Genomic DNA, 21,017 nt, shown 5'->3' with positions numbered 1-21,017 from the left:
ATACTAAAAGGGACAGACAATTTTGTCAATGAGTAAGTATTACTTCGTGATATCTTCGCCGAACCATTTAACGGAAATTTTGGAAAGGCTACCATCCTGCTGCATCTCATCGAGCACCTTGTTAACGGCATCAATCAATTCCGTGCTACCTTTGCGGAACATGAAAGCGGTTGGTTGTCCTTCTGTATTTTTCGCCACGATTTTGATTGGCGTATCCGGCTTTTGCTTCAGGAAATCAAGCACGGACAAATTATCGTTGAGCACTACGTCCACGCGTTTTTGCGCGATCAGATCAATCGCCTGATTGAAGTTGTCTACACCGACGATTTCTGCCTCATGGGAGCGGGCGAGGTCAGCGTAGTTGCTGGTCATGGATTGTCCGGCTTTTAACCCTTTAATATCCTTGAAGTCTTTGACGGTGTTATTGTCCTTGTGCGTGACCAAAACCGCACGGGAAATCGTATATGGCTTGGAGAAATCGTATTTTTCCTGACGATCAGGACGGATTCCTACCTGATTGGCAATGACGTCAAAGCGCTTGGAGTCGAGTCCCGCAAACATGGCATCCCACTGGGTTTCCTGGAACACAGGCTCTACACCGAGTCGCTTGGCAACCTCCGTGATTACTTCCACATCATAGCCAGTCAATGTGCCCGACTTATCATGGTACGTAAATGGAGAGTATGTACCTTCCGTACCAATGACGAGTTTCTTCTCGGCTTTCACTTTTTCTAGCAAATTTTGCGAAGCTGCTTGATCAGCAGGCGGAGTCGTATTATTCGGCTGAGAAGGAGAACCGGAAGTGCTGCAGCCAACCATTCCCAGTAGCAGACAAGAGAGTAAGGTAGAAAGAATGACTTTTTTCATGTTGTAATCCCCTTTATGTTAATCGGATTTCATGGATTCATAGTAGTGGTCGTTCATGCCTTTGTCAATCTTTAAATTGTTAAATCCTATTTGATTACTTTGAATTGGGATTTATGCGGCTGCGGTGAAGAGAAGAATATTTCCAGTCTAGGCTTCAGGCTCCGTCCTGCTGAGGGCTGAGACTGTCCGCTCCGAAGGGATTCGCGGGGAAACGCAAAAGTGGTAGCCGCTACGTCGCGTGGGCACGGTTGCGTTTCTTTTGCCCGCGAATCCCTTCTCCGCTCGGTAGGACTCCACAAGTCGCTACGTCTGGAAATATTCTTCTCTGTCGTAACTGATGATATTTCTTCATTCTTTCAAAGCTTTAAAGACGGAGTAAGCATTGAAAGCTCGTAGAGGAAACAGGAGAAAACAGCGAAGATCTTTGGTACACCGACCGAGACGGAATGCAAAAAGCGAAACACGCCTTTAAGCGTCCACCTCTGAAATACATCCTGAAAGGACCACTTTGGACGCGGTTTCGCTTTTTGCATGGAGTCGGGCAGTCAAACCCACAGCGGGTGGAACAAGAAGCTGAGCGTTTTCTCCTGTTTCCTCCCCATCACTACAGTAACGATATACCGGCTATCTCTTTTAAGGATTCTCCATTCATGCAGTGGCTATGTGTTATGAGACAAAAACTCGGCGCAGAAGTAGTGGTTGAGGTTCCCCGTCAAGAAGCGTACAATTAGTACGAATTGAAAGGCCTACAAGCAATGACGTGCTTGTTCTTCATAGGAGAGCGCACCGACAAAAGGAGTCAATCAACATGTTAAACGACTGGCGTATGTATACAGATGGAAGTGGCATGGAGCAAAAGCATGTAGCTTGGCATGAAGTGCTGAAGGAAATCGCTCAATTGGATGGAGTAACCCGAACGTTGGTTCACGCAGCGTATGGAGACCATGTGGATTTGGTCGTAGCAGGCGGGAACAACGGCAAAGTTTTAGTGCAATGGAAAGAACACGAGCCGGCTGAGCAGCACTTTGTCCTTGCAGCAGACAAGCAATCGGCGGTGATGTCCACGCTCGTTATCGAGGGTAGTGAGGTTGCCTTTCCCCTTTCCTGGTGTGTTCCGCTTGAGCAGGTTGTTCCCTTGTGTGGGGATCTACTCAGAACATGTGAAAAAGGGGAGCCGACAAAACTCGAATGGCTTCCGGTAGAAATGTAGGCAGGAGGGCAGCATGGAACTACAAACGTTGCAGCAGTCCATCCTCATCATGGCCGTCATCATTGGGATCGGTAGCTTAATCGGCTACCGACAACCCTTGACTGCGGACTCCCGCCAACTCGTCATCACGATTATTATTAACGTAGCCATGCCGTGCATTATTTTAGACGGGATCTTTCAGACAACGATTGATCAACAAATTTTATACCAAATTTTTGCAATATTCTTCATTTCTATTATCCTGAACTGCTTGGGTATTTTCATCGGCTGGTTAGGTGCTCGTGCTCTTCCGCTTCCTGTGAAAAAACGTCGGGAGATCGCGCTCTTGTCTGGCTTGGGGAATACAGGCTTCATCGGTTTACCGCTTTGTGCGGCATTATTTGGGCCAAAAGGGGCACTCTTGGCAGCGATTTTCGACGCAGGTGTGGATGTTGTGCTATGGACAGTAGGGGTAATGATGCTCCAGGAAAAAGGAAGCTTTTCCTTGAAAGGGCTCAAGACACTCATCAACATTCCGATGATCGCGATTGTATTTGGACTCGGCTCTGCCATCATCGGGTTTGTGCCGCCTGAGCCTGTGAAGCAGCTGTTTGGAACGCTGTCCAAGCTCGCCTCTCCGTTAGCTATGATGTATATTGGTATGCTCTTGCCTATGTTTTTGCGCAACAAACCGCAGGTATCCTTAAAGCTTTTGAGCATGCCACTCACGTTTAAACTCGTTGTTTTTCCGCTGATGACAGCGTTTCTGTTGTCCGTTTTTTCATTCGACAGCGAGATCGTCAGCGTTTCCCTTGTGCAAGTAGCAATGCCCACCCTGACATTGGCCTCGATTTTGTTCGGGCGTTATGCGGCGGATGAGGAGATGGGTGCCATGACGACGGTTTGTTCCACCTTGCTGGCGCTCTTGTCCATCCCGGTTGTTCTGGTCATGGGAAATTGGCTTTTGCACTAATCTCTCGCCAATCTCAGTCATAGTGAAACGAATCAGAGGTAACCTATGTCTAACAAGTAAAGAATGACGAAAATGATGATGAGGGATGGAGGAACAACTATGAAAGGCAAATCGATTTTGGCTGTTGCCCTGACACTGCAAGTGTTGACGGCTTATCCTGTGCAGGCGGCAGTGACTAGCACACCACAAACAACGACAAATGCGATACTGGTAAACGGAGAGCAATCTTCCTTGGCAAAAGCACCGATTCTCGTCCAGCAGCGTACCTATGTAACTGCGGAGGATGCGAGCCGGATTTTAGGAGGCACTTGGAAACAAGATGCAACGAATGGAGAAATGAAGCTGGCAAAAGGGACGCTGACTTTCCAACTGGTTACAGGAAAAGTAGCGTTAAATGGCAAGTGGCTGTTAGATGGGCAGGGTGCAATCGTGCGTGACAAGCAAGTGTATGTGCCGTTGAGATGGATGGCAGAGCAGGCCGGACATCAAATCACGTGGAATGCCGAGAAAAAGGCGGTGGAAATTGTGATTGCTGGGGAAGAGAGTGCCTTTACGCTTGTCGATGCCGATAAGCTGACAGAACAGGAACGTACATTTATTGATTCGGTAAAAGAACAGCAAGGCATTCACAAGCAGGGAGATCTTTATGTGATCGCACGCGGATCCTCACCGAATCCTGGCTACGGACTTCAAGTAACCAAAGTCGAGCAGAGCTTGGAGCAGCTTTTTGTGTATGTCAAACAAACGCAGCCTGATCCGGGTAGAATGTATCCGCAAGTGATTTCCTATCCGTATTTGGCGGCAAAAGTGAAGCTGCCACCTTACACGACGATTTCCTTTCTAGATGCAGAGACGAAGAAGCCGCTGTTCCCCACAGAGGGCAACGGAAGCCGATAAAAAAATCGAACAAACGACGCAGAGGGCCTGCTAACGACGAGCACATAGCAGGCCCTCTTGTTTTTGTCTGACTCCTGATGTAAGATATGGTTGTGATTTCCTATCCCTTGAGAAATGGAGGTGTGTGTACGTGTCCGGAACTCTTCAAGCATGGTTTGTGGTAGAAACTTCCAGTATGACGCATGATTTTACATTCAACGGGACCAGTCTGTCCTTTTTTGCGCATACAACTAAACGGAGTTTCCATAGGCGTACCATGCATCGATCAGGGGCGGTTTGTTCTTGTCTATAATGGGTAACTGACGTAAGGTCGGTCCCTTTCACGATGCCGCAGGTAATGGCCTGCGGCTTTTTTGCGTCCACTCGTACGTGCGGTGTGGTCTCAAAATTGTGCCGGGGCCACCAGGAAATCCATTATTTTGAACCGTTACCAACATTTCAAGGAGGAAACAATCATGATTATTGTCGCGACACAGCAATTGCAGAAATCGTACGGAGCTGATCCGGTTTTACAAGATATCACATTGGAAATCAAAGCAGGAGAACGCGTCGGGATCGTCGGACCGAATGGAGCAGGCAAAACCACGTTGTTCAAGCTGTTGGCAGGTATCGAAAGTCCTGATTCTGGGGAGCTCTTTCGGGCAAAAGGAACGATATGGGCGTACCTGCCGCAAACGCCGAAGTATCCGGCAGAGTGGACGGGGGAGGATGTCGTAGCCAGTGCTTTTGCGGATGTCATCAAGCTGCAGGAGCAGATGCGCGAGCTCGAGCAACAGATGGGGTTGCTTTACGAAAATGAACAAGAGCTAAACCGCCTCATGCTACGGTATCAAAAGCTGCAAGATGAATTTGAACAACGGGATGGCTATCAGTGGGAGACGAAAATGACCCAGGTGACACAGGGATTGGGAGTTAGTTCGGAGCTGTTAGCGACACCTTTTGCCCAGCTCAGTGGCGGGGAAAAGACGAAGGCTGGCCTTGCAAAGCTACTCTGCCAACAAAGCGATGTTCTGCTCCTGGATGAGCCGACCAACCATTTGGATGTGGAGTCAATGGAGTGGCTAGAAGAGTTTTTAAAAAATTATCAAGGCACGATCCTAATCATCTCCCATGACCGTTATTTTTTGGATGCGGTCGTCACGTCTGTCTATCATGTGGACGGAGGGGAAGCTGAATTTTATATCGGCAATTACAGTGCGTTCGCCACGGAGCGTGAGGAGCGCTTGCTGCGCCAGTTTGCTGCCTATCAGGAACAGCAGAAACAAATCAAGAAAATGAAAGAGACAATCAAGCGGCTCAAGGAATGGGGCAATCGCTCCAATCCGCCGAACGAAGCCTTTCACCGAAGGGCAAAAAGTATGGAAAAAGCGCTGGCGCGGATTGAACGTATCGAGCGACCGAAGATGGAAGCAGATCGCATGGGCTTGCAGTTTATGAAAACCGACCGAAGCGGACAGGATGTGCTAAAAGCGACGGGGGTACAGAAAACATTTGGCGGAAAACAGTTGTTTACAGACGCTAGCTTTTTATTGCGCTACGGGGAGCGAAAAGCACTGCTTGGACCGAATGGCTGCGGTAAATCCACGTTGATTCGCATGCTGCTGGGAGAAATTGAGCCAGACGCAGGTACGCTCAAAATTGGCAGCAGCGTAAAGGTTGGTTACCTGTCTCAGCAAGCTTTGGAAGGGGACCAAAACCAACGTCTGATTGACGTTTTCCGCGAGGTAGCCAGCGTGACGGAACCGGAAGCACGACATTTGCTGGCGCGGTTTATGTTTTACGGCGAACAAGTTTTCAAGCGGATCGGGCAGTTGAGTGGCGGAGAGCGGATGCGACTGCGCTTGGCCCAAATGATGCATCAGGAAATCAACCTGCTCATTCTGGACGAACCGACCAACCATCTGGATATTGAAGCGCGAGAAACATTGGAGGAAGCCTTGGCGGATTTCCACGGGTCGTTGTTTATCATCTCGCATGATCGCTATTTTCTGCAAAAGATGGCAGATGGTGTGTTTTGGGTAGAAAATAAGCGACTGGTTCACGATGTGGGTTCCTATGAAGAAGCAAGGGAAAAGCAAAAACAGAGGATGGCTGCTCGTGCGGGTAAGCCAGAAGAGATAGAGCGAAAGCAGTCAGCAGTCAAACAAGTCCAAGAGACGGTCGTGACGAATGCGACAGCTAAACGTCCGAATCCTTATAAACTAGCAGAGCTTGAACAAAAAATAGCCGCATTAGAAGGAAGAAAAGGCGAACTGACGGCCTTGCTCCAAAGTGAAGGGGCCGATTACGAGCAGTTAGTGGCTTGGCAACAGTCGATTGATCAGGTACAGCAGGAGATAGAGGTAACCTTTTCAGTTTGGATGGAGCTACAGGAACAGTAGGCAGCCATAAAAATAGCACCGTCAGCAAAGTGTTGATGCTGGCGGTGCTTCTTTTTGTATGACTTACGATTGCGCTTGTGTGCTTGGTTCTGGCAGGCGGCGATAGCTGCTTACGAACCACAGGAGAAGCAACACCATTAAGACCCCTCCGAGGAAGAACGGACCGCCGTGGGAGACTTGGTAAACCGCTCCACCAGCTAATGGACCCAAAATCCGTCCTAGGCTATCCATCGAGCTGATTGCTCCACTTGTTACGCCTTGGCCTTGGGTGGTTCGCTGGGTGATCATTGCGGTGGCTGTCGCTCTGATCATGCCTTGTCCCGCTCCGAATAAGGAGAGGATCAGCGCAAGCACCCAGAAGTTACCCGACAACGGAATGGCGAAAAAGCCAATGCCGTAAAGAATCATCCCTATGACGAGGACACTTGCTTCCCCTAGCTGCTTGACCATTCTTCCGATCAGCCCGCCCTGTACAGCGGCAGCGATCAAGCCCATGACGAGAAACATGTAGCCGAGATCTATGGAGGTAAACCCGTACAAATCACTTATGTACAGGGCAAAAGTCGTTTCCAGCCCGGAAAAAGCAAAGGAAACGGTGAACAAAATACCGTACAGCAAGGACATGGAACCGAACAAGGAGACAAGCGGATTTTGCCGCTGTTCTTTTTGCAGATTCGCCCGTTTTTCTTTCGGCAAGCTCTCTGGCAAGGAAAACAGGATCAGGAAAAACGTAAGCAACGCCACGATACCCGAAGCGTAGAAGGGAACGGCAAAGCCGAATTTGCTGAGCAGTCCACCAATGACCGGACCGAAGACAAAGCTAAGTCCAATCCCGGCGCCAACGACTCCCATCCCTTTTGCCCGTTCTTCTGAAGGGAAGAGATCCGCTACCATTGCGGTTACGGTTGGCAATGCGGCAGCCGAGACGATTCCACCCAAAATGCGATACAGGAGCATTTCTGTATAACTGTCAGCGAGTCCAAACAGGATAAAGGTGATAGAAAAGCCGAACAGCCCAAATGATAGGAGTGGCTTTCGCCCGATTCTATCTGAAAGGGCTCCCCAAATCGGTGCAAACACCAGCTGCATAATATTGTAGCTGGCAAAAAGTACGCCAATTTGTAACGAAGTCGCACCCAATTTTTCCGCGAAAAAGGGAAGAATGGGGATAATGATGCCAAAACCGAGCATGATGAAAAAAGCAATAAAGAACAAGAGGGCAAGGTGCTTCTTATTCACTACGTCTACCTCTTTTCGCACAAAAATCTGTTCAAGCGAATTGTTTGCTTTTTCCACCTTACGTGAAGGAAATGGCGAAGTCAAGCCAGCAGCGTGGGCAGTTATAGCGAGACGTGCTATAATAGAAAAGAAACAAGAATGGCTACCTATATTGTCAAGTATATATCCATGAGGTGTTTGTTACATGTCTACTGCGATGCTATACTACCTGGCCTGGCATGAAGATGATTGGCTGGATGAAGTGCTCGATCGTTTTCCTGAGATCAATGCCATTGTGCCTTCGGTCAAAACGTTTGAGTTGCTGGCTAAACAAAGAGAGTCCGGAGAAGTTGAGCGAGCTGTCCTCGTTCTGAATGCGGCTGTCGAACAGGAGAGATGCAAAGAGTTTTTACGCTTGTGTCAAGAACACCCACAGCTATCCGCGGACCCTTTGTATATCGTCGGATTGAAACCGGAAGAGGAGGAGGCGTGGCAAGAAGCGTATCCACACGCGAAGATCATCGTCATTACCGGCTTTGCTGTCGAGTTTGATTACGATGCCGTCCTCGCAAGGATGGAAATCGATCTGGAGGGAGCTCATTGAAAATAAACCCGAATGAATTCGATTTGAAGGCGTTTCTGCACCGTTTCGGATTGGTTATTTATACAGGTGATCCTGAAGGGGATTTGCTGTTGATAGAAGATGAAATTCGGGAGCTATATGAGCTGAATGTCATTGACAAGGAAGAGTTCATTGAAGCCATGTCAGCGTTGCGCAGCAAGCGTAAGGCTGAAGGAAGAGAATAGAGCGTAAGAACGTGTTTGCCAAGCCGTGTATAAGCGGTAGTTGGTGAACACGTTTTTTTGTTTGGGCATCCCGAATTTTATTTTGTAAGAAATTCTTCAGAAATACTTATCCTTTTCTTAAGGATTTCTGTCTTCTTTTGAAAGGTTTACCCGTTAGGATAGAGTGCAGAGAGAAAGGAGGCGGCACAGGTGGAGTTTACAGGGTATTACGAGCTATTCTGGGAGATGGTTACAGGCATGCTGGGAAAATTCATTCCTGATGAGATTACGGTCATGACTATGGGGGCAGAGGTTGCCAATACAGGAGCGGACTTTTTTACAGCATTTGCCTTCATATACCCCGTTTTTTTCATCGTTTCTTGCGTGGGATACTTGCTGGGAGCGAAGGCATTTGGCTGGATGACCCGGAGGCTGGGCTTGTGTGCTGATAGACTGTCGGCATTGCGCGGGTCAATGGGCTGGCTGCTTGCTTTTGGTATCTTTCTTCCGATTATTCGTCATATCGTGCCTATCCTCGCCGGTGCCAGCCGAATGTCGTTTCGGCAGTTCCTTCTATTCTTTTTGCCGAGCAGTATCGTTTGGACCTTGCATTACTATGTGGCAGGCTACTTGTTCTATGATCAACTGGATATCATGATTGCGGGTGTTTATCAATATAGCAAAATTACATTGACGATTGTTTGTTTTGCAGGGTTTTCGTTCCTCATGATTCGCCAGTTACAGCGTCTTGGTGGAATGAAAGGACCTCGAACGAATAAGCAACCACCTGTTTCGTAACCGATATGAATTGTTAGCGCGGCGTCTACTATCCACGAGCTTTTCGGATGGCAGGCGCTTTTTTTATGCGGATTTATTATCGTTCTGTTCTGATACTTTTAAAAGTTTGTAAAGAAGAAGTTTACATTTGGTAACAATGGGGTAAATTACCAAATGTCGTCGCGTCATGAATTTCCATTTTTAAAAATTTGTATGATGGGAGGCTTTTGTTGCATGAGGAGCATAAAAAATGTGCTGGTAACCATTTTGGCTGCTATCACGATTGGTATTTTTATTCTTCAGCTAGTGTTTGGTTTTCTCCAGTTTGAGCAAATTATCTCGAATGAAGTAGAAGCAAAGCTACAAATGCAGGTAGCCAAAGAGGCGGCATATCTGAATGGGATGCTGGACAAGACAGGCAAGCTCTCAGAAACACTCACTTATTCTGTCTCGCATGGCTCCAAGGAAACGATCAAGCAAATGGAAGGGACGCTGGTCGATGTCGTAGCGTCTGAGTCTTTGATTGTGGGCGGTGGATTTTGGATGGAGCCATACAGCTTCGACAGCACGCAAAAGCTGTACGGCAGGTACGCCATCCGCAATAACGACAAAGTAGAGCTCGATCCGGCTTATAGCGATGGCAGCTATGATTATCTCGCGCAGGATTGGTACAAGGCGGGGATGGTGGACAAGCCATATGTATGGACGGAGCCGTATGCCGACCCGATCTCCAAAGTTCCTATGGTGACAGCAATTGCGCCCATTAAGGTGGGAGGAAAAATCAGCGGTACGACGACATTGGATATTGGGCTTACGGAGCTTAACAAAAGCATCGAAAATCTGAAGGTTGGCGAAACAGGCTACGGTTTTATCGTTTCCAAGTCGGGCATTTACGTATCCCATCGCGATGCCCAAAAGAACTTGCAGGTGAAAATGACGGACGAATCTGAAATGGGACTGCGGGACATTGCCAATCAAATCACAGAAGCAACCGCAGCGGGTATGACGCAAGCAACCATCGCTGGTCAAACGCAATTCGTCACCTTCGCTCCTATCGGGGAAACAGGAATGACGCTAGCGACTGTCATGCCCGCAGCAGAGATTAACGGGCCGGTTACCCAATACTTTTACATCAGCCTGATTATTTTTGGTGTCTCGATCAGCATTTTCCTCGTGCTTCTGTACTGGTTCATCAATCGACAGGTAGCACGCCCTTTGCTACAGCTGAAAGCAAGCATCGTCAACCTGGTGGAAAAAAAGGATTTAACCCAGACGATCCCAATCCGGCGCAAGGATGAGATTGGCGACGTGGCGACAGCAGTGAATGCATTCATTGCGGATTTGCACGGAATGATGAAAAATATTAGTGGTTATACCGGTCAAGTCGGAACTGTTTCGGAAACTTCCGCAAAGAAGTCTCATGAAGCACGACTTGCCTTTGGTCAGGTGGCGTCGTCGTTCCAAGAGGTCGCAACCGGCACAGAGAATCAACAGCATAGTGCCGAAGAAAGTGCGCGTGCGATGGAAGAGATGGCCATCGGTATTCAGCGGATTGCCGAAGCCTCATCCACGATGGCCGAATCTTCGAAACATATGGCAAACGAAGCGGTGGCGGGCAACCAATCCATAGAAAAGGTGTCAGGACAGATGGACTCCATCAACCGATCCGTAAGCCATTCTGCTGATGTCGTTCGTTCGTTGGATAGCCGCTCAGCAGAAATTTCACAGATCGTGGAAGTCATCGCAAGCATTGCATCCCAGACGAACCTGTTGGCGCTCAATGCAGCGATTGAAGCTGCGCGTGCAGGTGAACAGGGAAGGGGTTTCGCAGTGGTAGCAGATGAGGTGCGCAAGCTGGCAGAGCAGTCCAACGATTCCGCGAACCAAATTGCCAACCTGATTACCGAAATCCAACGAGAAACGACCTCGGCGGTACAAGCCATGGATGAAGGAACACGCGAAGTAGAAACCGGCATCCAGATAGCCTATGAGACAGGGGAAGCATTCCGCCGGATCATGGATTCTACCCAGGATGTAGCCGATCAGATTCAGGAGATTTCCTCCGTTGCCGAGCAAATGTCAGCGGCAACGGAACAGGTGACGGCATCCATTTTGCAGTTGTCCTTGATTGCAAAGGAATCTGCCGCAAGTGCATCGGGTGTGGCTGCTTCAACGGAAGAGCAGCGCATCTCGATGGACCAGCTCTCTACATCCGCCGAGCAGCTAAACCAGATGGCAAAGGAATTACAGCAAATGATCAACCGTTTCACACTCTAAACCCTGTTTGCAAAAAAATGCAAAATGATGAACTGCTGCTGTCATGCGATGGGAGCAGTTCGCTTTGTTGACAGAAAAATACAAGTCAGAATATAATGAATTCGTGACAAAGCAAACAAAAGCAATATTTTGCAAACAAAAATCCGAGGCTGGTGGAACAGAATGCAAAACCATAAGTATGATGTTGTGGTGATTGGTGGTGGAGTAGTCGGTACAGCCATATTACGAGCCCTCTCGTTTTATCAACTGAAACTGCTTTTAATCGAGAAGCAGCCTGACGTTTGTGAAGGGACAAGCAAGGCGAACAGTGGGATTGTTCATACCGGGTTTGATGCTAAGCCAGGCACAGTTGAGGCAGAGTGCCTTCGCCGCTCCCGCCGCTTATGGCCGATGTTGGTTGAGAATCTGAGAATCCCCTTCATTCCATGTGGCGCCGTAATGGTGGCGACAAACGAAGAAGAAAAGCAGATCATCGAAACCACCTATGTTCACCAGGCAAAGGCAAATGACGTAGATGTTCACTGGATGTCAGCTGAGGAGATTCTGGAGATGAATCCCGCCGTGACAACCAAGGTAACAGGTGGATTGGCAGTACCAGGTGAAGCTATCTGCGATCCATTCTGGGCTACCAGAGCCTTCGGAGAGATAGCAGTATTAAACGGTGCGGAGGTTGTGCTTGGCCAAGGCGTCTCCCACATCGAGACTGTACCGGATGGAGAGGACTTGTGCCTTACGCTGGAAAATGGGGAAACGGTCACGACCCGTTATGCGGTGAATGCTGCCGGATTATGGTCCGATGAAATTGCCCGGATGGTGGGAGAGGAGAGCTTCTCGATTTCACCGCGCAAAGGCCAGTTTATCCTGACCGAAGAGGCGATATCCATCTCCTCGATCATCTTGCCGGTTCCTACGAAAACTTCCAAGGGCGTGTTGGTCTCGCCAGTCGTGTTCGGCGGTTTTCTGCTTGGGCCAACGGCGGAGGATCAGGAGGACAAATGGGATCGTTCCACCTCACAGGCCGGGATGGAATCGGTGCTGGCAGGCTGTGAGAAACTCGTTCCTGACACGCGGCAGTTTTCCACGATTCGTCAGTTTGCCGGGGTCAGGGCAGTTTGCAGCGAAGGAGATTTTGTCATCCGTCCATCCGTTGTGCAGCCACGCATGATTCATGCTGCCGGGATTCGTTCCACCGGACTCTCTGCTTCCCCTGGCATAGCAGAGCTGGTAGCGGAAACACTTCAGAAAGCCGGACTTGAGCTACAAGCAAACGAACAGGCACAGCACACCCTTCCCGATCTTTTTTCAGAGGAACAGGATACAGGAGAAATCATTTGTCTGTGCCGTTCGATTACCCGGAGTGAAATCGTCCAATCCTTGAAGCGTCCACTCAACCCGCAGACCATTGATGGCGTGAAGCGGCGGACGGGCGCCACCTTAGGAGAGTGCCAAGGAAACTGCTGTATTCCCAAAATCATCGATGTTATGGCCGAGACCTATCCTGAACAGACTGGGAAGCAGCCTTTAAAAGGAGTAAAAAACTCTTATCTAGCTGTAGTACAAGGAGAGAAGCAGGCATGAAGTATGAATTGGTGATCATTGGAGCAGGAATCTCGGGATTGACGGCAGCCGTTTCAGCGTGGGAAGGAGGAATCAGCTCTGTTCTGATGATCGATTACCAGAAGAGAAAAGGTGGCTTCACCTTACCGTATTGGAGCTCCGAGGAGTTTGCACTAGAACGGGAGCTGCTGGAAAAAATCGCGTCGCTTCCCTACGAGATTCACGAACAATCAACGGTCGTCGGTTTTTTCCCAGGGGCAAACGGTCAACTGCACCAGTTGTACGTCCAGTCACCGATGGGCACCTATTCAATTGAGGCAAAAAAGGTACTGATCGCCTCAGGCTCACTGGAAAAACCGCGTGAGGCGCATAAAATCCCGGGGACACGTCCAGCAGGAATCATGACGCCGATGATGGCGATGCAGCTGGTAGAGCGAGGATATCAGCCAGGCCACAAGATTGTGTTGATCGAGAATGGTAGAATCTCACGCAGTACAGCGACCCTTCTGGAAAAAGAGACGAGCAATCTGGTCAAATATGCGGAGTCAGATTGGGAGCTTACCTCTATCAAGGGATTGTCCCGAGTAGAAGGAGTGCAGCTGCGGAATCGGATGACGGATGAGAGAAACGAAGTGGCGTGCGATACGCTCATTTTTGCAAAGGGTCGGGTGCCCTGCACGTTTTTCTTGAAAGGAACGCCAATCGAGCGAGATCATCACGATGCGATTATTGTAGATGCCACGGGGAAAACAAATCTGCCAGATATTTATGCAGTGGGGAGCTGTACTTGCCTTGGCGACGATGATCACACCAATTCGATGGAATTGGCAAAAGAAACAGCCAAGCACCTCTTTTAAAGCGATCATCAGAAGGGAGAGATTACGATGAAGCTATCCGACTCGTTTACGATTCAGGCAAGCAAAGCGGATGTATGGTCGGTCTTTATGGATGTAGAAAAGCTGTCAGGCTGCGTACCAGGCTGCAAAGAAGTGAAAATGAGCAGCCCAACCCGTTATGAAGCGAACATGGAAGTGAAAATACAGTTCATGACGATTCCATTCCGTGTCACCGGAGAATTGAAAGAAGCGGTAGAAGGAGAAGCGCTACAAGTAGAGATGACCGGACAACCAGTAGCGTTGGCAGGATTATTCCGCAATCAATTGCACCTTCAGTTAAAAGAGGAACAGCCGGGAACTACACAGGTTCAATACGAGATGGATTTGCAAATGACAGGACGATTGGCATCATTAGGAGATATACTAATGAAGGGGACTGTGAAGAAAAAGGCAGAAGAATTTGCAACGAACGTCCAAACCTTGTTTCAGTCTAGTCAGGAGATTTACAATTAAGAGAAGATGGTGATCATCCATGCTACAAGAAGAGAGACAGCAGCTGATCCTGCAAATGCTACAAGAAAATCAATCCGTTCGTATTGCAGAGCTATGCAGCCGACTAATGGTGACCCGCGAAACAATCAGGCGTGATTTGTATGAAATGGAGCAGCAGGGACTACTCAAGAAGGTGCATGGTGGCGCTATTCTGAATAAAACCAACGTGGAGCCTCCTTATGCCAAGCGGAGTGGATTAAACCTGGCGGAGAAAGAGGCGATTGCAGTCACCGCCGCCTCTTTGGTGGAGGACGGCGACGCGATCTATATTGATCTAGGCACGACGACACAATTGTTCGCCAAACACCTTTACTATAAAAAGGGAATTACGGTGATAACCAATGCGCTACTGGTGGCATTGGAACTATCCCATCACCCGGATGCAAAGGTGATCATGAGTGGAGGTGAATTGCGGGCAGGGGATTTGGCCATGTCCGGTCCGATTGCCAGGAAAAGCCTCGAGGGGTTGTTTGTAGACAAAGCATTTATTGGTGTGGGGGGATTGGCAGCCGAAACTGGTTTTACTGATTACCATGTAGGTGAGTCAGACATCAGGCAGCTGATGCTTACAAACGCCAAAGAAACATATGCCCTGATTGATCATTCCAAAATAAATGTAACCGCTTTTATGAGAGTGGCAGAGCTATCCGACATCGACGTAGTCATTACAGATGAGGAACTACCCCAATCTCTTGCTGGGCGACTGGCTCAGGAAGGATTGCAAGTCATCGTTGCTAAGACATCCGTGTAAAGCAAATGGTGAGGGAGGCAGTCCATGGTGAAGCAATCGGTACAAGCAAATGATTCGCAAGATATGCAAACGTATCATTATAAGCAGGAATTGAGACGGACATTAAAACTGTTCAGTTCGTTTGCCGTCGCGTTTTCTTTCATTTCCATTACAACAGGCATTTTTAGCAATTATGGATTTGTGCTGAGTACGGCTGGGCCGGCTGGTATTTGGACCTGGCCGATTGTAACCATTGGGCATTTGTTAGTGGCGATTATTTTTGCAGAGCTGGCGGGAAGAATTCCATTGAGCGGTTATTCCTATCAATGGGTGACACGTCTTGCTAACCCAGGGCTGGGTTGGTTTGCTGGCTGGATTGCCTTTTGCTTTCTCGTTATCGTGGTTCCAACCGTCGACTATGCGCTGGCGCCCATCATTGCCGGGATGTTTGGCTGGGATACAGGCGCAAAGACGCTGGTCTGGATCGTGATTGGTACCCTAGTCGTGCAAGCTTTATTAAACATTTATGGAGTGAAGCTGGCAACTCGCATTAACGATATCGCCGTGTACACAGAAGTGATCGGTATGGTTGGGATCGTTGTGGTGCTGGGGGCAGTTGTGATGTACAACGGGGCAAATTGGAGTATGCTGACCGATATCGGTACCGCTGCCACTCAATCAGACGGTTCGTACCTAGGCGCTTTTATCATGGCTGCTCTGATGGGTTCGTTTACATTGGTAGGTTTCGAGGCTGCTGCGAATCTCTCTGAGGAGACGATCAATGCGAAGAAAACGGTTCCTCGTGCGATGATTTTATCCGTATTACTAAGTGGTGTGATCGGTTTCTTACTGTTGATCGTCATTTCTGTTGCCATTACGGATTTGCCCACTGTGCTTGGTGCAGCGAATCCGATCCCGTACATATTGCAAGCAAGTCTTGGCTCTGCTGTATCCAGCTTTTTTCTGGTGCTTTGCCTCATTTCCATCTTCGCGTGCGGCTTGATCATCATGGCTTCCGCTTCCCGCCTCATCTATGCGTTGTCACGCGACAATGTATTCTTCGCTTCTTCCATCTTCAAGAAGGTATCACCTCAGACCTCCGTACCAACAAACGCCGTTTTACTCGTTTTCGTGCTAGGCATTCTCGCGGTGCTATTCGCAGATTCCTTGACCCTTCTGGTAGGGGCCACCTCAGTTCTGCCTGCCCTTCTCTATCTGACAACGATTGCGGCTTATGCATGGAAACGCAAGGAACTGCCCAAATCGAAGTACTTTGACCTGGGAAAATGGCGCACACCGCTCACCTTCCTAGCGATTGCATGGCTGATCTTTGAAATTGGCATTTTGACTATTCCGGAAAACTTCCATAGCGTAGCGATCGTAGCAGCTACCTTGCTGGCAGTTGGCGTGATTTTGTATCATCTGCTGTTTCGCAAAGGGATTAGGGAGGGGCGTATCGGTATAAAAGACAGAACATTCGGATTCGGAGAAGAGAAAGAAGATCATTCCGCCTAGAAAAAGAAAAAAGGAGTCTGCTGTATGGAGAAGTATTTGCTGTCAATCGACCAGGGAACAACTGGGACCAAGGTGTTGTTGGTCAACCGCCAAGGACGAGTTGTCGCTGAAAGCTATCAGAAGCATACGCAATCTTACCCACAGTCCGGATGGGTGGAGCATAATCCGGAGGAAATCTGGGAAAAGGTCTTGATGGGAGTGGCCGACGTGATGCTCAGGGGACGTATCGAACCTGAGCAGGTGGAAGCGGTAGGTATGGCTAATCAGGGGGAAACGGTCCTCTTTTGGGATTCGGTCAGCGGGAAGCCGCTATACCCGGCTGTCGTCTGGTCTTGCCGCCGCTCCGATCAAATCGCCGAGCGTTGGAAAGCGGATGGCGAGTGGGCACAGAAGGTAGCCGAGAAAACCGGACTTTTGATTGACCCGTATTTTTCTGCGACCAAAATCAGATGGATGATGGAGGAAGTGCCTCTGGTGCGAGAAAAGATTCGACAGCGGCAGGCCTTTTGCAGCACGCTGGACTCTTGGCTGATCTGGCAGATGACAGGAGGCGCCTCGTATGTAACCGATGCTTCGACTGCTGCCCGAACGCTGTTGTTCGCCCATCGGCAGGGGAATTGGGATGAGGAAATATTGCGGTATTTGGAAATAGAGGAAGACTGGCTGCCGCAGATTCGTTCAACCGTTGGCTCTTTTGGTCGTACGAATCCGGATCAATTTTGTGGCATTGAAGCACCGATTCTCGTCAGTCAGGTGGATCAACCAGCCGCCCTTTACGGTCATCTTTGCATAGAGCCGGGGATGTCCAAATGCACGTATGGCACGGGTTGCTTTGCTTACATGAACGTCGGAAACGAGCCGCCTGCTACGAATGAGAGCGGACTCTTGACGACGCTTGTCTGGAAACGCGGGGCACAACAGACTTATGCGCTTGATGGCGCGATTTATGCGGCGGGGTCTGCTGTCGAATGGGGCAAGGAGCAGCTTGGACTGTATCAGGATATAGAAGAGCTGCAACGGTGGTCGGAGCAGTGGTATGAACAACTGCACAAGGGGGAAGCCCCAACCAATCTTTTATTTATCCCGGCATTGAATGGGATCGGCACGCCGTACTGGAACTCGGAGGCCAGAGGGGTGTTTCTCGGACTCTCCCAGCATACGGATCGACCGCTGATGGCAAAAGCGATTCTGGAAGGGATCGCTCACCGTGTAGCGGATGTGTTTGTCACAATGGAGCAGGCGGTCGGACAAAAAATTTCGGTCTTGCGCGTAGATGGCGGTTTGACGCAAAATCCATATTTGATGCAGTTTCAGGCAGATCTGCTGGGTGTTCCGGTTGAGGTGCCCCAGATCCATGAAACAACAGCGATGGGCATTGCGTTTCTGCTCGGGGAAGAATGTGGCTGGTGGTCGGTGAAAGACTTGGAAGCGCGAATGAAGGTAGGGCGTCGCTATGAGCCGACACTTGATGAATCGGTGAGGAAAAGATTGCGTGCTCGCTGGAACAAGGCGGTTCACCTTTTGTTACAAGTAAGCGAGGGGTAACGTAAAAAAGCAACCAACTGCCAAAGCGAGCACAAGGCGTCTGGCGGATGGGTTGCTTTTTATGATTTATTCCACTCGAATGGCAGGCTCCCAGCCAAAGCTGTCAAACCACTCTTTACGTCTAAAGTTCAAGAGAGCTTGTCTCACATAAGGAATGACGTTCGGGGGTAATTTATCCATGTCCACCCATACGAGCTCATCGCATTTATTCGGCTCGGCATTGATAATTTCTCCGCGCCATTCGGTGGTCGCAACAAAAAAGTCAATGCGTTCATCTGTAGAGCGACGATGCATGACGCCTACCATCTCCAGGCTCGCTGGATCAATGTCAATCCCGCATTCTTCTTTGGCCTCGCGGATCGCGGCTGTCTTCACTTCTTCATTTCCATCGAGATGTCCGGCGGGAACACTGTAATTGCCGTCTTCGTAGCCGGTATTGTAGCGGCGTAATAACAAGACTTGCGAATTTTTTACCAGGAAAAGGTGAACGGCTACCTGCATTGCGAAGCGCTCTTTCTGCATGCGAATTCTCCTCTATTTAATGATACTCTTCCGGACGATGATTCTCGGCAGCCTGTCTCCGGCGCTCCAGTCTGTTTTTTTTCAAAATAGGAGAGCTGGTCATCGCGAAGAGCAGCATGCCAATTCCAGCAACCCCTAAAACGATTCCGATAGTTAGATACAGCGAATTCATTGAAAAAGACCTCCTTAATTCATGCAAAGCGAACATGATTATGAATGGGAACTATGCTATAATGGCACAGTGTGTTTTTACCTGATTCTCGGTAGTAATTTCTAGAAAACGCAGGGAGGATTTTGCGAGATGACTCAGCATACGTCTGTTGATCAGCTATCCATTAATACCATCCGCACGCTGGCGATTGATGCCATCGAGAAGGCGAATTCCGGTCACCCGGGAATGCCGATGGGTGCAGCCCCTATGGCACATGTACTGTGGAGCCGCTTTATGAAAGTAAATCCGAGCAATCCAAAATGGATTGACCGTGACCGTTTTGTCCTCTCAGCAGGACATGGCTCTATGCTATTATACTCGATGTTGCATCTGATGAAATACGATGTTTCACTGGAAGACCTACATAATTTCCGTCAATGGGGCAGCAAAACGCCTGGTCACCCTGAATTTGGACATACGGCGGGTGTTGACGCGACAACGGGTCCTTTGGGACAAGGGATCGCGATGGCTGTCGGTATGGCGATGGCTGAAAAGCACATGGCAGCTGTTTACAACCGCGACAATTTTGACATCGTTGACCATTACACATACGTAATTTGCGGTGACGGTGACCTGATGGAGGGTGTATCCAGCGAGGCTTCTTCCCTGGCTGCTCACCTGAAACTGGGCAAAATGATCGTGCTCTATGATTCGAACGATATCTCTCTGGATGGCGAGCTTTCCCGTTCCTTCTCTGAAAACGTTGCGGGTCGCTATCAAGCGTATGGTTGGCAATACATTCGCGTAGAAGACGGCAATGATCTGGCTGCGATTGATGCGGCTATCGCAGAAGCGAAAAAAGATTTGGACCGTCCTACCTTGATCGAAGTAAAAACTGTTATTGGATACGGTAGCCCGAACAAAGGCGGCTCCAGCTCTTCTCATGGGGCTCCCCTTGGAAAAGACGAAGTGAAGCTGACAAAAGCAAACTACGAGTGGCACCATGAAAGTGAGTTCCACGTACCACAAGAAGTGACCGATTTCTTTGCAGGCTTGGCTGATGCTGGCGAAAAAGCAGAAGCTGCTTGGCGCGACCTGTTTGCTGCTTACGCAAAAGCGTATCCGGAACTGGCGCTGCAATTTACGACTGCAGAAGAAGGTCATCTGCCTGCTGGTTGGGACAACCATATGCCGACGTATGAAGCTGGCGCAAAGCTGGCGACACGCGTTGCTTCCGGTAATGCAATCAATGCATTGGCAAACAGCGTTCCGTTCTTCCTGGGCGGCTCTGCTGACTTGGCACATTCCAACAACACGGTGATTAAAGAAGCGGGCAACTTCCTGCCAGGTTCTTACGATGGCCGTAACATTTGGTTTGGTGTTCGCGAATTCGCGATGGGTGCAGCCCTCAACGGTATGGCTCTCCACGGTGGCGTAAAAGTATACGGGGGTACATTCTTCGTGTTCTCCGACTACGTGCGTCCGGCGATTCGCCTCTCTGCACTGATGAAGCAGCCAGTTGTCTACGTATTTACGCATGACTCGATCGCAGTTGGTGAAGACGGACCGACGCATGAGCCAATTGAACAGCTCGCTTCCTTGCGTGCAATGCCAGGCTTGACCATTCTTCGTCCGTCTGATGCAGTGGAGACGAACGAGGCTTGGAAATATGCTGTATCCCGTACAGATGAGCCAGTCGTTCTGGTACTGACTCGTCAAAACCTGCCAGTTCTGCCTGAAACCATTGAGAAAGCGGCAGAAGGCGTGAGCAAAGGTGCGTATGTTCTCGCAGACGCTCCAAGCGGTAATCCGCAGCTCATCCTGCTCGCAACAGGATCTGAAGTATCCCTCGTGATGCAGGCGCGTGAGCAATTGCTTGCGAAAGGTATTGAAACACGCGTTGTTTCCATGCCGAGCTGGAACCTGTTCGAGCGTCAGCCAAAAGAGTATCGCGACGCTGTGATTCCACCGTCTGTAAAAGCGCGTGTGGCAGTAGAAATGGGTTCTCCAATGGGCTGGGAGCGTTATGCTGGCGATAACGGTACGGTCATCGCAATCAATCAGTTTGGCGCATCTGCACCAGGTGAGCGTATTATGAAGGAATACGGCTTCACGGTAGAAAATGTTGTAGCTGAAGCAGAAAAACTGCTGAAATAGTAAACCTTTAGGAAAAAGCCTATCTTCTGTTTCAGGAGATAGGCTTTTCCAGTGACAAACGGAATTTTGTATGGAATGATAGACTAC

The 21,017-nt window shown here is 49.2% G+C and carries 20 protein-coding genes; 16 read left to right on the top strand and 4 right to left on the bottom strand.

Annotation, left to right across the window (positions count from 1 at the left end; genetic code table 11):
- Positions 1–39: 39 nt before the first annotated feature.
- Positions 40–867, bottom strand: a complete 828-nt coding sequence (locus HPY31_RS16175; RefSeq protein WP_172141539.1) for an amino acid ABC transporter substrate-binding protein — start codon at positions 865–867, stop codon at positions 40–42.
- Positions 868–1,313: 446 nt separating this feature from the next.
- Here HPY31_RS16175 and HPY31_RS16170 point away from each other — a divergent pair, with 446 nt between their 5' ends.
- The 5 genes from HPY31_RS16170 (at position 1,314) to abc-f (ending at position 6,307) form a co-directional block, all read left to right on the top strand.
- Entirely contained in the window at positions 1,314–1,598 is a 285-nt protein-coding gene (locus tag HPY31_RS16170) for a hypothetical protein (RefSeq protein WP_172141407.1), read from the top strand.
- 77 nt (positions 1,599–1,675) lie between these two features.
- Positions 1,676–2,077 carry a hypothetical protein gene (locus HPY31_RS16165; RefSeq protein ID WP_172141538.1) on the top strand — a complete coding sequence of 134 codons (402 nt, stop codon included), beginning with the start codon at positions 1,676–1,678 and terminating at the stop codon, positions 2,075–2,077.
- Positions 2,078–2,090: 13 nt separating this feature from the next.
- On the top strand, positions 2,091–3,029 hold the full coding sequence (locus HPY31_RS16160; RefSeq protein WP_172141537.1) for an AEC family transporter: 939 nt from the start codon (positions 2,091–2,093) through the stop codon (positions 3,027–3,029).
- 99 nt (positions 3,030–3,128) lie between these two features.
- A complete protein-coding gene (locus HPY31_RS16155; protein WP_172141536.1) occupies positions 3,129–3,926 on the top strand; it encodes a stalk domain-containing protein in 798 nt (265 codons plus the stop codon).
- A gap of 455 nt (positions 3,927–4,381) precedes the next feature.
- The gene (gene abc-f, locus HPY31_RS16150) at positions 4,382–6,307 is read left to right on the top strand and encodes a ribosomal protection-like ABC-F family protein (protein ID WP_172141535.1); all 1,926 of its coding nucleotides are present in this window, start codon (positions 4,382–4,384) and stop codon (positions 6,305–6,307) included.
- Positions 6,308–6,370: 63 nt separating this feature from the next.
- On the opposite strand, the gene HPY31_RS16145 is transcribed toward abc-f, so the two are convergent.
- Positions 6,371–7,708 (bottom strand): MFS transporter, encoded by a 1,338-nt coding sequence (locus tag HPY31_RS16145; RefSeq protein WP_371811725.1) that lies wholly within the window; start codon positions 7,706–7,708, stop codon positions 6,371–6,373.
- A gap of 22 nt (positions 7,709–7,730) precedes the next feature.
- On the opposite strand from HPY31_RS16145, the gene HPY31_RS16140 reads away from it, so the two are divergent.
- The 10 genes from HPY31_RS16140 (at position 7,731) to HPY31_RS16095 (ending at position 18,100) form a co-directional block, all read left to right on the top strand.
- Entirely contained in the window at positions 7,731–8,129 is a 399-nt protein-coding gene (locus HPY31_RS16140; protein ID WP_016743052.1) for a hypothetical protein, read from the top strand.
- Positions 8,126–8,332 carry a YqgQ family protein gene (locus tag HPY31_RS16135; protein ID WP_015892550.1) on the top strand — a complete coding sequence of 69 codons (207 nt, stop codon included), beginning with the start codon at positions 8,126–8,128 and terminating at the stop codon, positions 8,330–8,332. The genes HPY31_RS16140 and HPY31_RS16135 overlap by 4 nt, the downstream gene beginning before the upstream one ends.
- Positions 8,333–8,521: 189 nt before the next feature.
- Complete coding sequence (locus tag HPY31_RS16130; protein WP_172141534.1) at positions 8,522–9,109, top strand: DedA family protein; 588 nt, start codon at positions 8,522–8,524, stop codon at positions 9,107–9,109.
- A 213-nt stretch (positions 9,110–9,322) separates the two neighbouring features.
- Positions 9,323–11,365 carry a methyl-accepting chemotaxis protein gene (locus HPY31_RS16125; RefSeq protein WP_172141533.1) on the top strand — a complete coding sequence of 681 codons (2,043 nt, stop codon included), beginning with the start codon at positions 9,323–9,325 and terminating at the stop codon, positions 11,363–11,365.
- 162 nt (positions 11,366–11,527) lie between these two features.
- Positions 11,528–12,943, top strand: a complete 1,416-nt coding sequence (locus HPY31_RS16120) for an NAD(P)/FAD-dependent oxidoreductase (RefSeq protein WP_172141532.1) — start codon at positions 11,528–11,530, stop codon at positions 12,941–12,943.
- Complete coding sequence (locus HPY31_RS16115) at positions 12,940–13,779, top strand: NAD(P)/FAD-dependent oxidoreductase (RefSeq protein WP_172141531.1); 840 nt, start codon at positions 12,940–12,942, stop codon at positions 13,777–13,779. The genes HPY31_RS16120 and HPY31_RS16115 overlap by 4 nt, the downstream gene beginning before the upstream one ends.
- A 27-nt stretch (positions 13,780–13,806) precedes the next feature.
- Positions 13,807–14,271 (top strand): SRPBCC family protein, encoded by a 465-nt coding sequence (locus HPY31_RS16110; protein WP_172141530.1) that lies wholly within the window; start codon positions 13,807–13,809, stop codon positions 14,269–14,271.
- Positions 14,272–14,290: 19 nt separating this feature from the next.
- On the top strand, positions 14,291–15,061 hold the full coding sequence (locus tag HPY31_RS16105) for a DeoR/GlpR family DNA-binding transcription regulator (RefSeq protein ID WP_172141529.1): 771 nt from the start codon (positions 14,291–14,293) through the stop codon (positions 15,059–15,061).
- A 24-nt stretch (positions 15,062–15,085) separates the two neighbouring features.
- Entirely contained in the window at positions 15,086–16,555 is a 1,470-nt protein-coding gene (locus HPY31_RS16100) for an amino acid permease (protein ID WP_172141528.1), read from the top strand.
- Between the two features lie 24 nt (positions 16,556–16,579).
- The gene (locus HPY31_RS16095; RefSeq protein ID WP_172141527.1) at positions 16,580–18,100 is read left to right on the top strand and encodes an FGGY family carbohydrate kinase; all 1,521 of its coding nucleotides are present in this window, start codon (positions 16,580–16,582) and stop codon (positions 18,098–18,100) included.
- Between the two features lie 66 nt (positions 18,101–18,166).
- On the opposite strand, the gene HPY31_RS16090 is transcribed toward HPY31_RS16095, so the two are convergent.
- Together HPY31_RS16090 and HPY31_RS16085 are read right to left on the bottom strand one after the other, a co-directional pair.
- A complete protein-coding gene (locus HPY31_RS16090) occupies positions 18,167–18,622 on the bottom strand; it encodes an NUDIX hydrolase (protein WP_172141526.1) in 456 nt (151 codons plus the stop codon).
- Between the two features lie 16 nt (positions 18,623–18,638).
- Complete coding sequence (locus tag HPY31_RS16085) at positions 18,639–18,794, bottom strand: hypothetical protein (RefSeq protein WP_235442425.1); 156 nt, start codon at positions 18,792–18,794, stop codon at positions 18,639–18,641.
- Positions 18,795–18,923: 129 nt separating this feature from the next.
- On the opposite strand from HPY31_RS16085, the gene tkt reads away from it, so the two are divergent.
- Positions 18,924–20,930, top strand: coding sequence for a transketolase (gene tkt / locus HPY31_RS16080; protein ID WP_172141525.1), 2,007 nt, complete (start codon positions 18,924–18,926; stop codon positions 20,928–20,930).
- Positions 20,931–21,017: the final 87 nt, after the last annotated feature.

The organism is Brevibacillus sp. HB1.3 (assembly GCF_013186635.1).
Lineage (GTDB): Bacteria > Bacillota > Bacilli > Brevibacillales > Brevibacillaceae > Brevibacillus > Brevibacillus brevis_D.
The sequence above is the reverse complement of the archived record's forward strand: the minus strand, read 5'-3'. Positions and strand labels throughout refer to the sequence as shown.

What these genes read in the sequence shown, in the direction of transcription:
- HPY31_RS16175 (WP_172141539.1), bottom strand. Translation starts at nt 867, where the DNA reads ATGAAAAAAGTCATTCTTTCTACCTTACTCTCTTGTCTGCTACTGGGA.
- HPY31_RS16170 (WP_172141407.1), top strand. Translation starts at nt 1,314, where the DNA reads ATGCAAAAAGCGAAACACGCCTTTAAGCGTCCACCTCTGAAATACATC.
- HPY31_RS16165 (WP_172141538.1), top strand. Translation starts at nt 1,676, where the DNA reads ATGTTAAACGACTGGCGTATGTATACAGATGGAAGTGGCATGGAGCAA.
- HPY31_RS16160 (WP_172141537.1), top strand. Translation starts at nt 2,091, where the DNA reads ATGGAACTACAAACGTTGCAGCAGTCCATCCTCATCATGGCCGTCATC.
- HPY31_RS16155 (WP_172141536.1), top strand. Translation starts at nt 3,129, where the DNA reads ATGAAAGGCAAATCGATTTTGGCTGTTGCCCTGACACTGCAAGTGTTG.
- abc-f (WP_172141535.1), top strand. Translation starts at nt 4,382, where the DNA reads ATGATTATTGTCGCGACACAGCAATTGCAGAAATCGTACGGAGCTGAT.
- HPY31_RS16140 (WP_016743052.1), top strand. Translation starts at nt 7,731, where the DNA reads ATGTCTACTGCGATGCTATACTACCTGGCCTGGCATGAAGATGATTGG.
- HPY31_RS16125 (WP_172141533.1), top strand. Translation starts at nt 9,323, where the DNA reads ATGAGGAGCATAAAAAATGTGCTGGTAACCATTTTGGCTGCTATCACG.
- HPY31_RS16120 (WP_172141532.1), top strand. Translation starts at nt 11,528, where the DNA reads ATGCAAAACCATAAGTATGATGTTGTGGTGATTGGTGGTGGAGTAGTC.
- HPY31_RS16115 (WP_172141531.1), top strand. Translation starts at nt 12,940, where the DNA reads ATGAAGTATGAATTGGTGATCATTGGAGCAGGAATCTCGGGATTGACG.
- HPY31_RS16110 (WP_172141530.1), top strand. Translation starts at nt 13,807, where the DNA reads ATGAAGCTATCCGACTCGTTTACGATTCAGGCAAGCAAAGCGGATGTA.
- HPY31_RS16105 (WP_172141529.1), top strand. Translation starts at nt 14,291, where the DNA reads ATGCTACAAGAAGAGAGACAGCAGCTGATCCTGCAAATGCTACAAGAA.
- HPY31_RS16100 (WP_172141528.1), top strand. Translation starts at nt 15,086, where the DNA reads ATGGTGAAGCAATCGGTACAAGCAAATGATTCGCAAGATATGCAAACG.
- HPY31_RS16095 (WP_172141527.1), top strand. Translation starts at nt 16,580, where the DNA reads ATGGAGAAGTATTTGCTGTCAATCGACCAGGGAACAACTGGGACCAAG.
- HPY31_RS16090 (WP_172141526.1), bottom strand. Translation starts at nt 18,622, where the DNA reads ATGCAGAAAGAGCGCTTCGCAATGCAGGTAGCCGTTCACCTTTTCCTG.
- HPY31_RS16085 (WP_235442425.1), bottom strand. Translation starts at nt 18,794, where the DNA reads ATGAATTCGCTGTATCTAACTATCGGAATCGTTTTAGGGGTTGCTGGA.
- tkt (WP_172141525.1), top strand. Translation starts at nt 18,924, where the DNA reads ATGACTCAGCATACGTCTGTTGATCAGCTATCCATTAATACCATCCGC.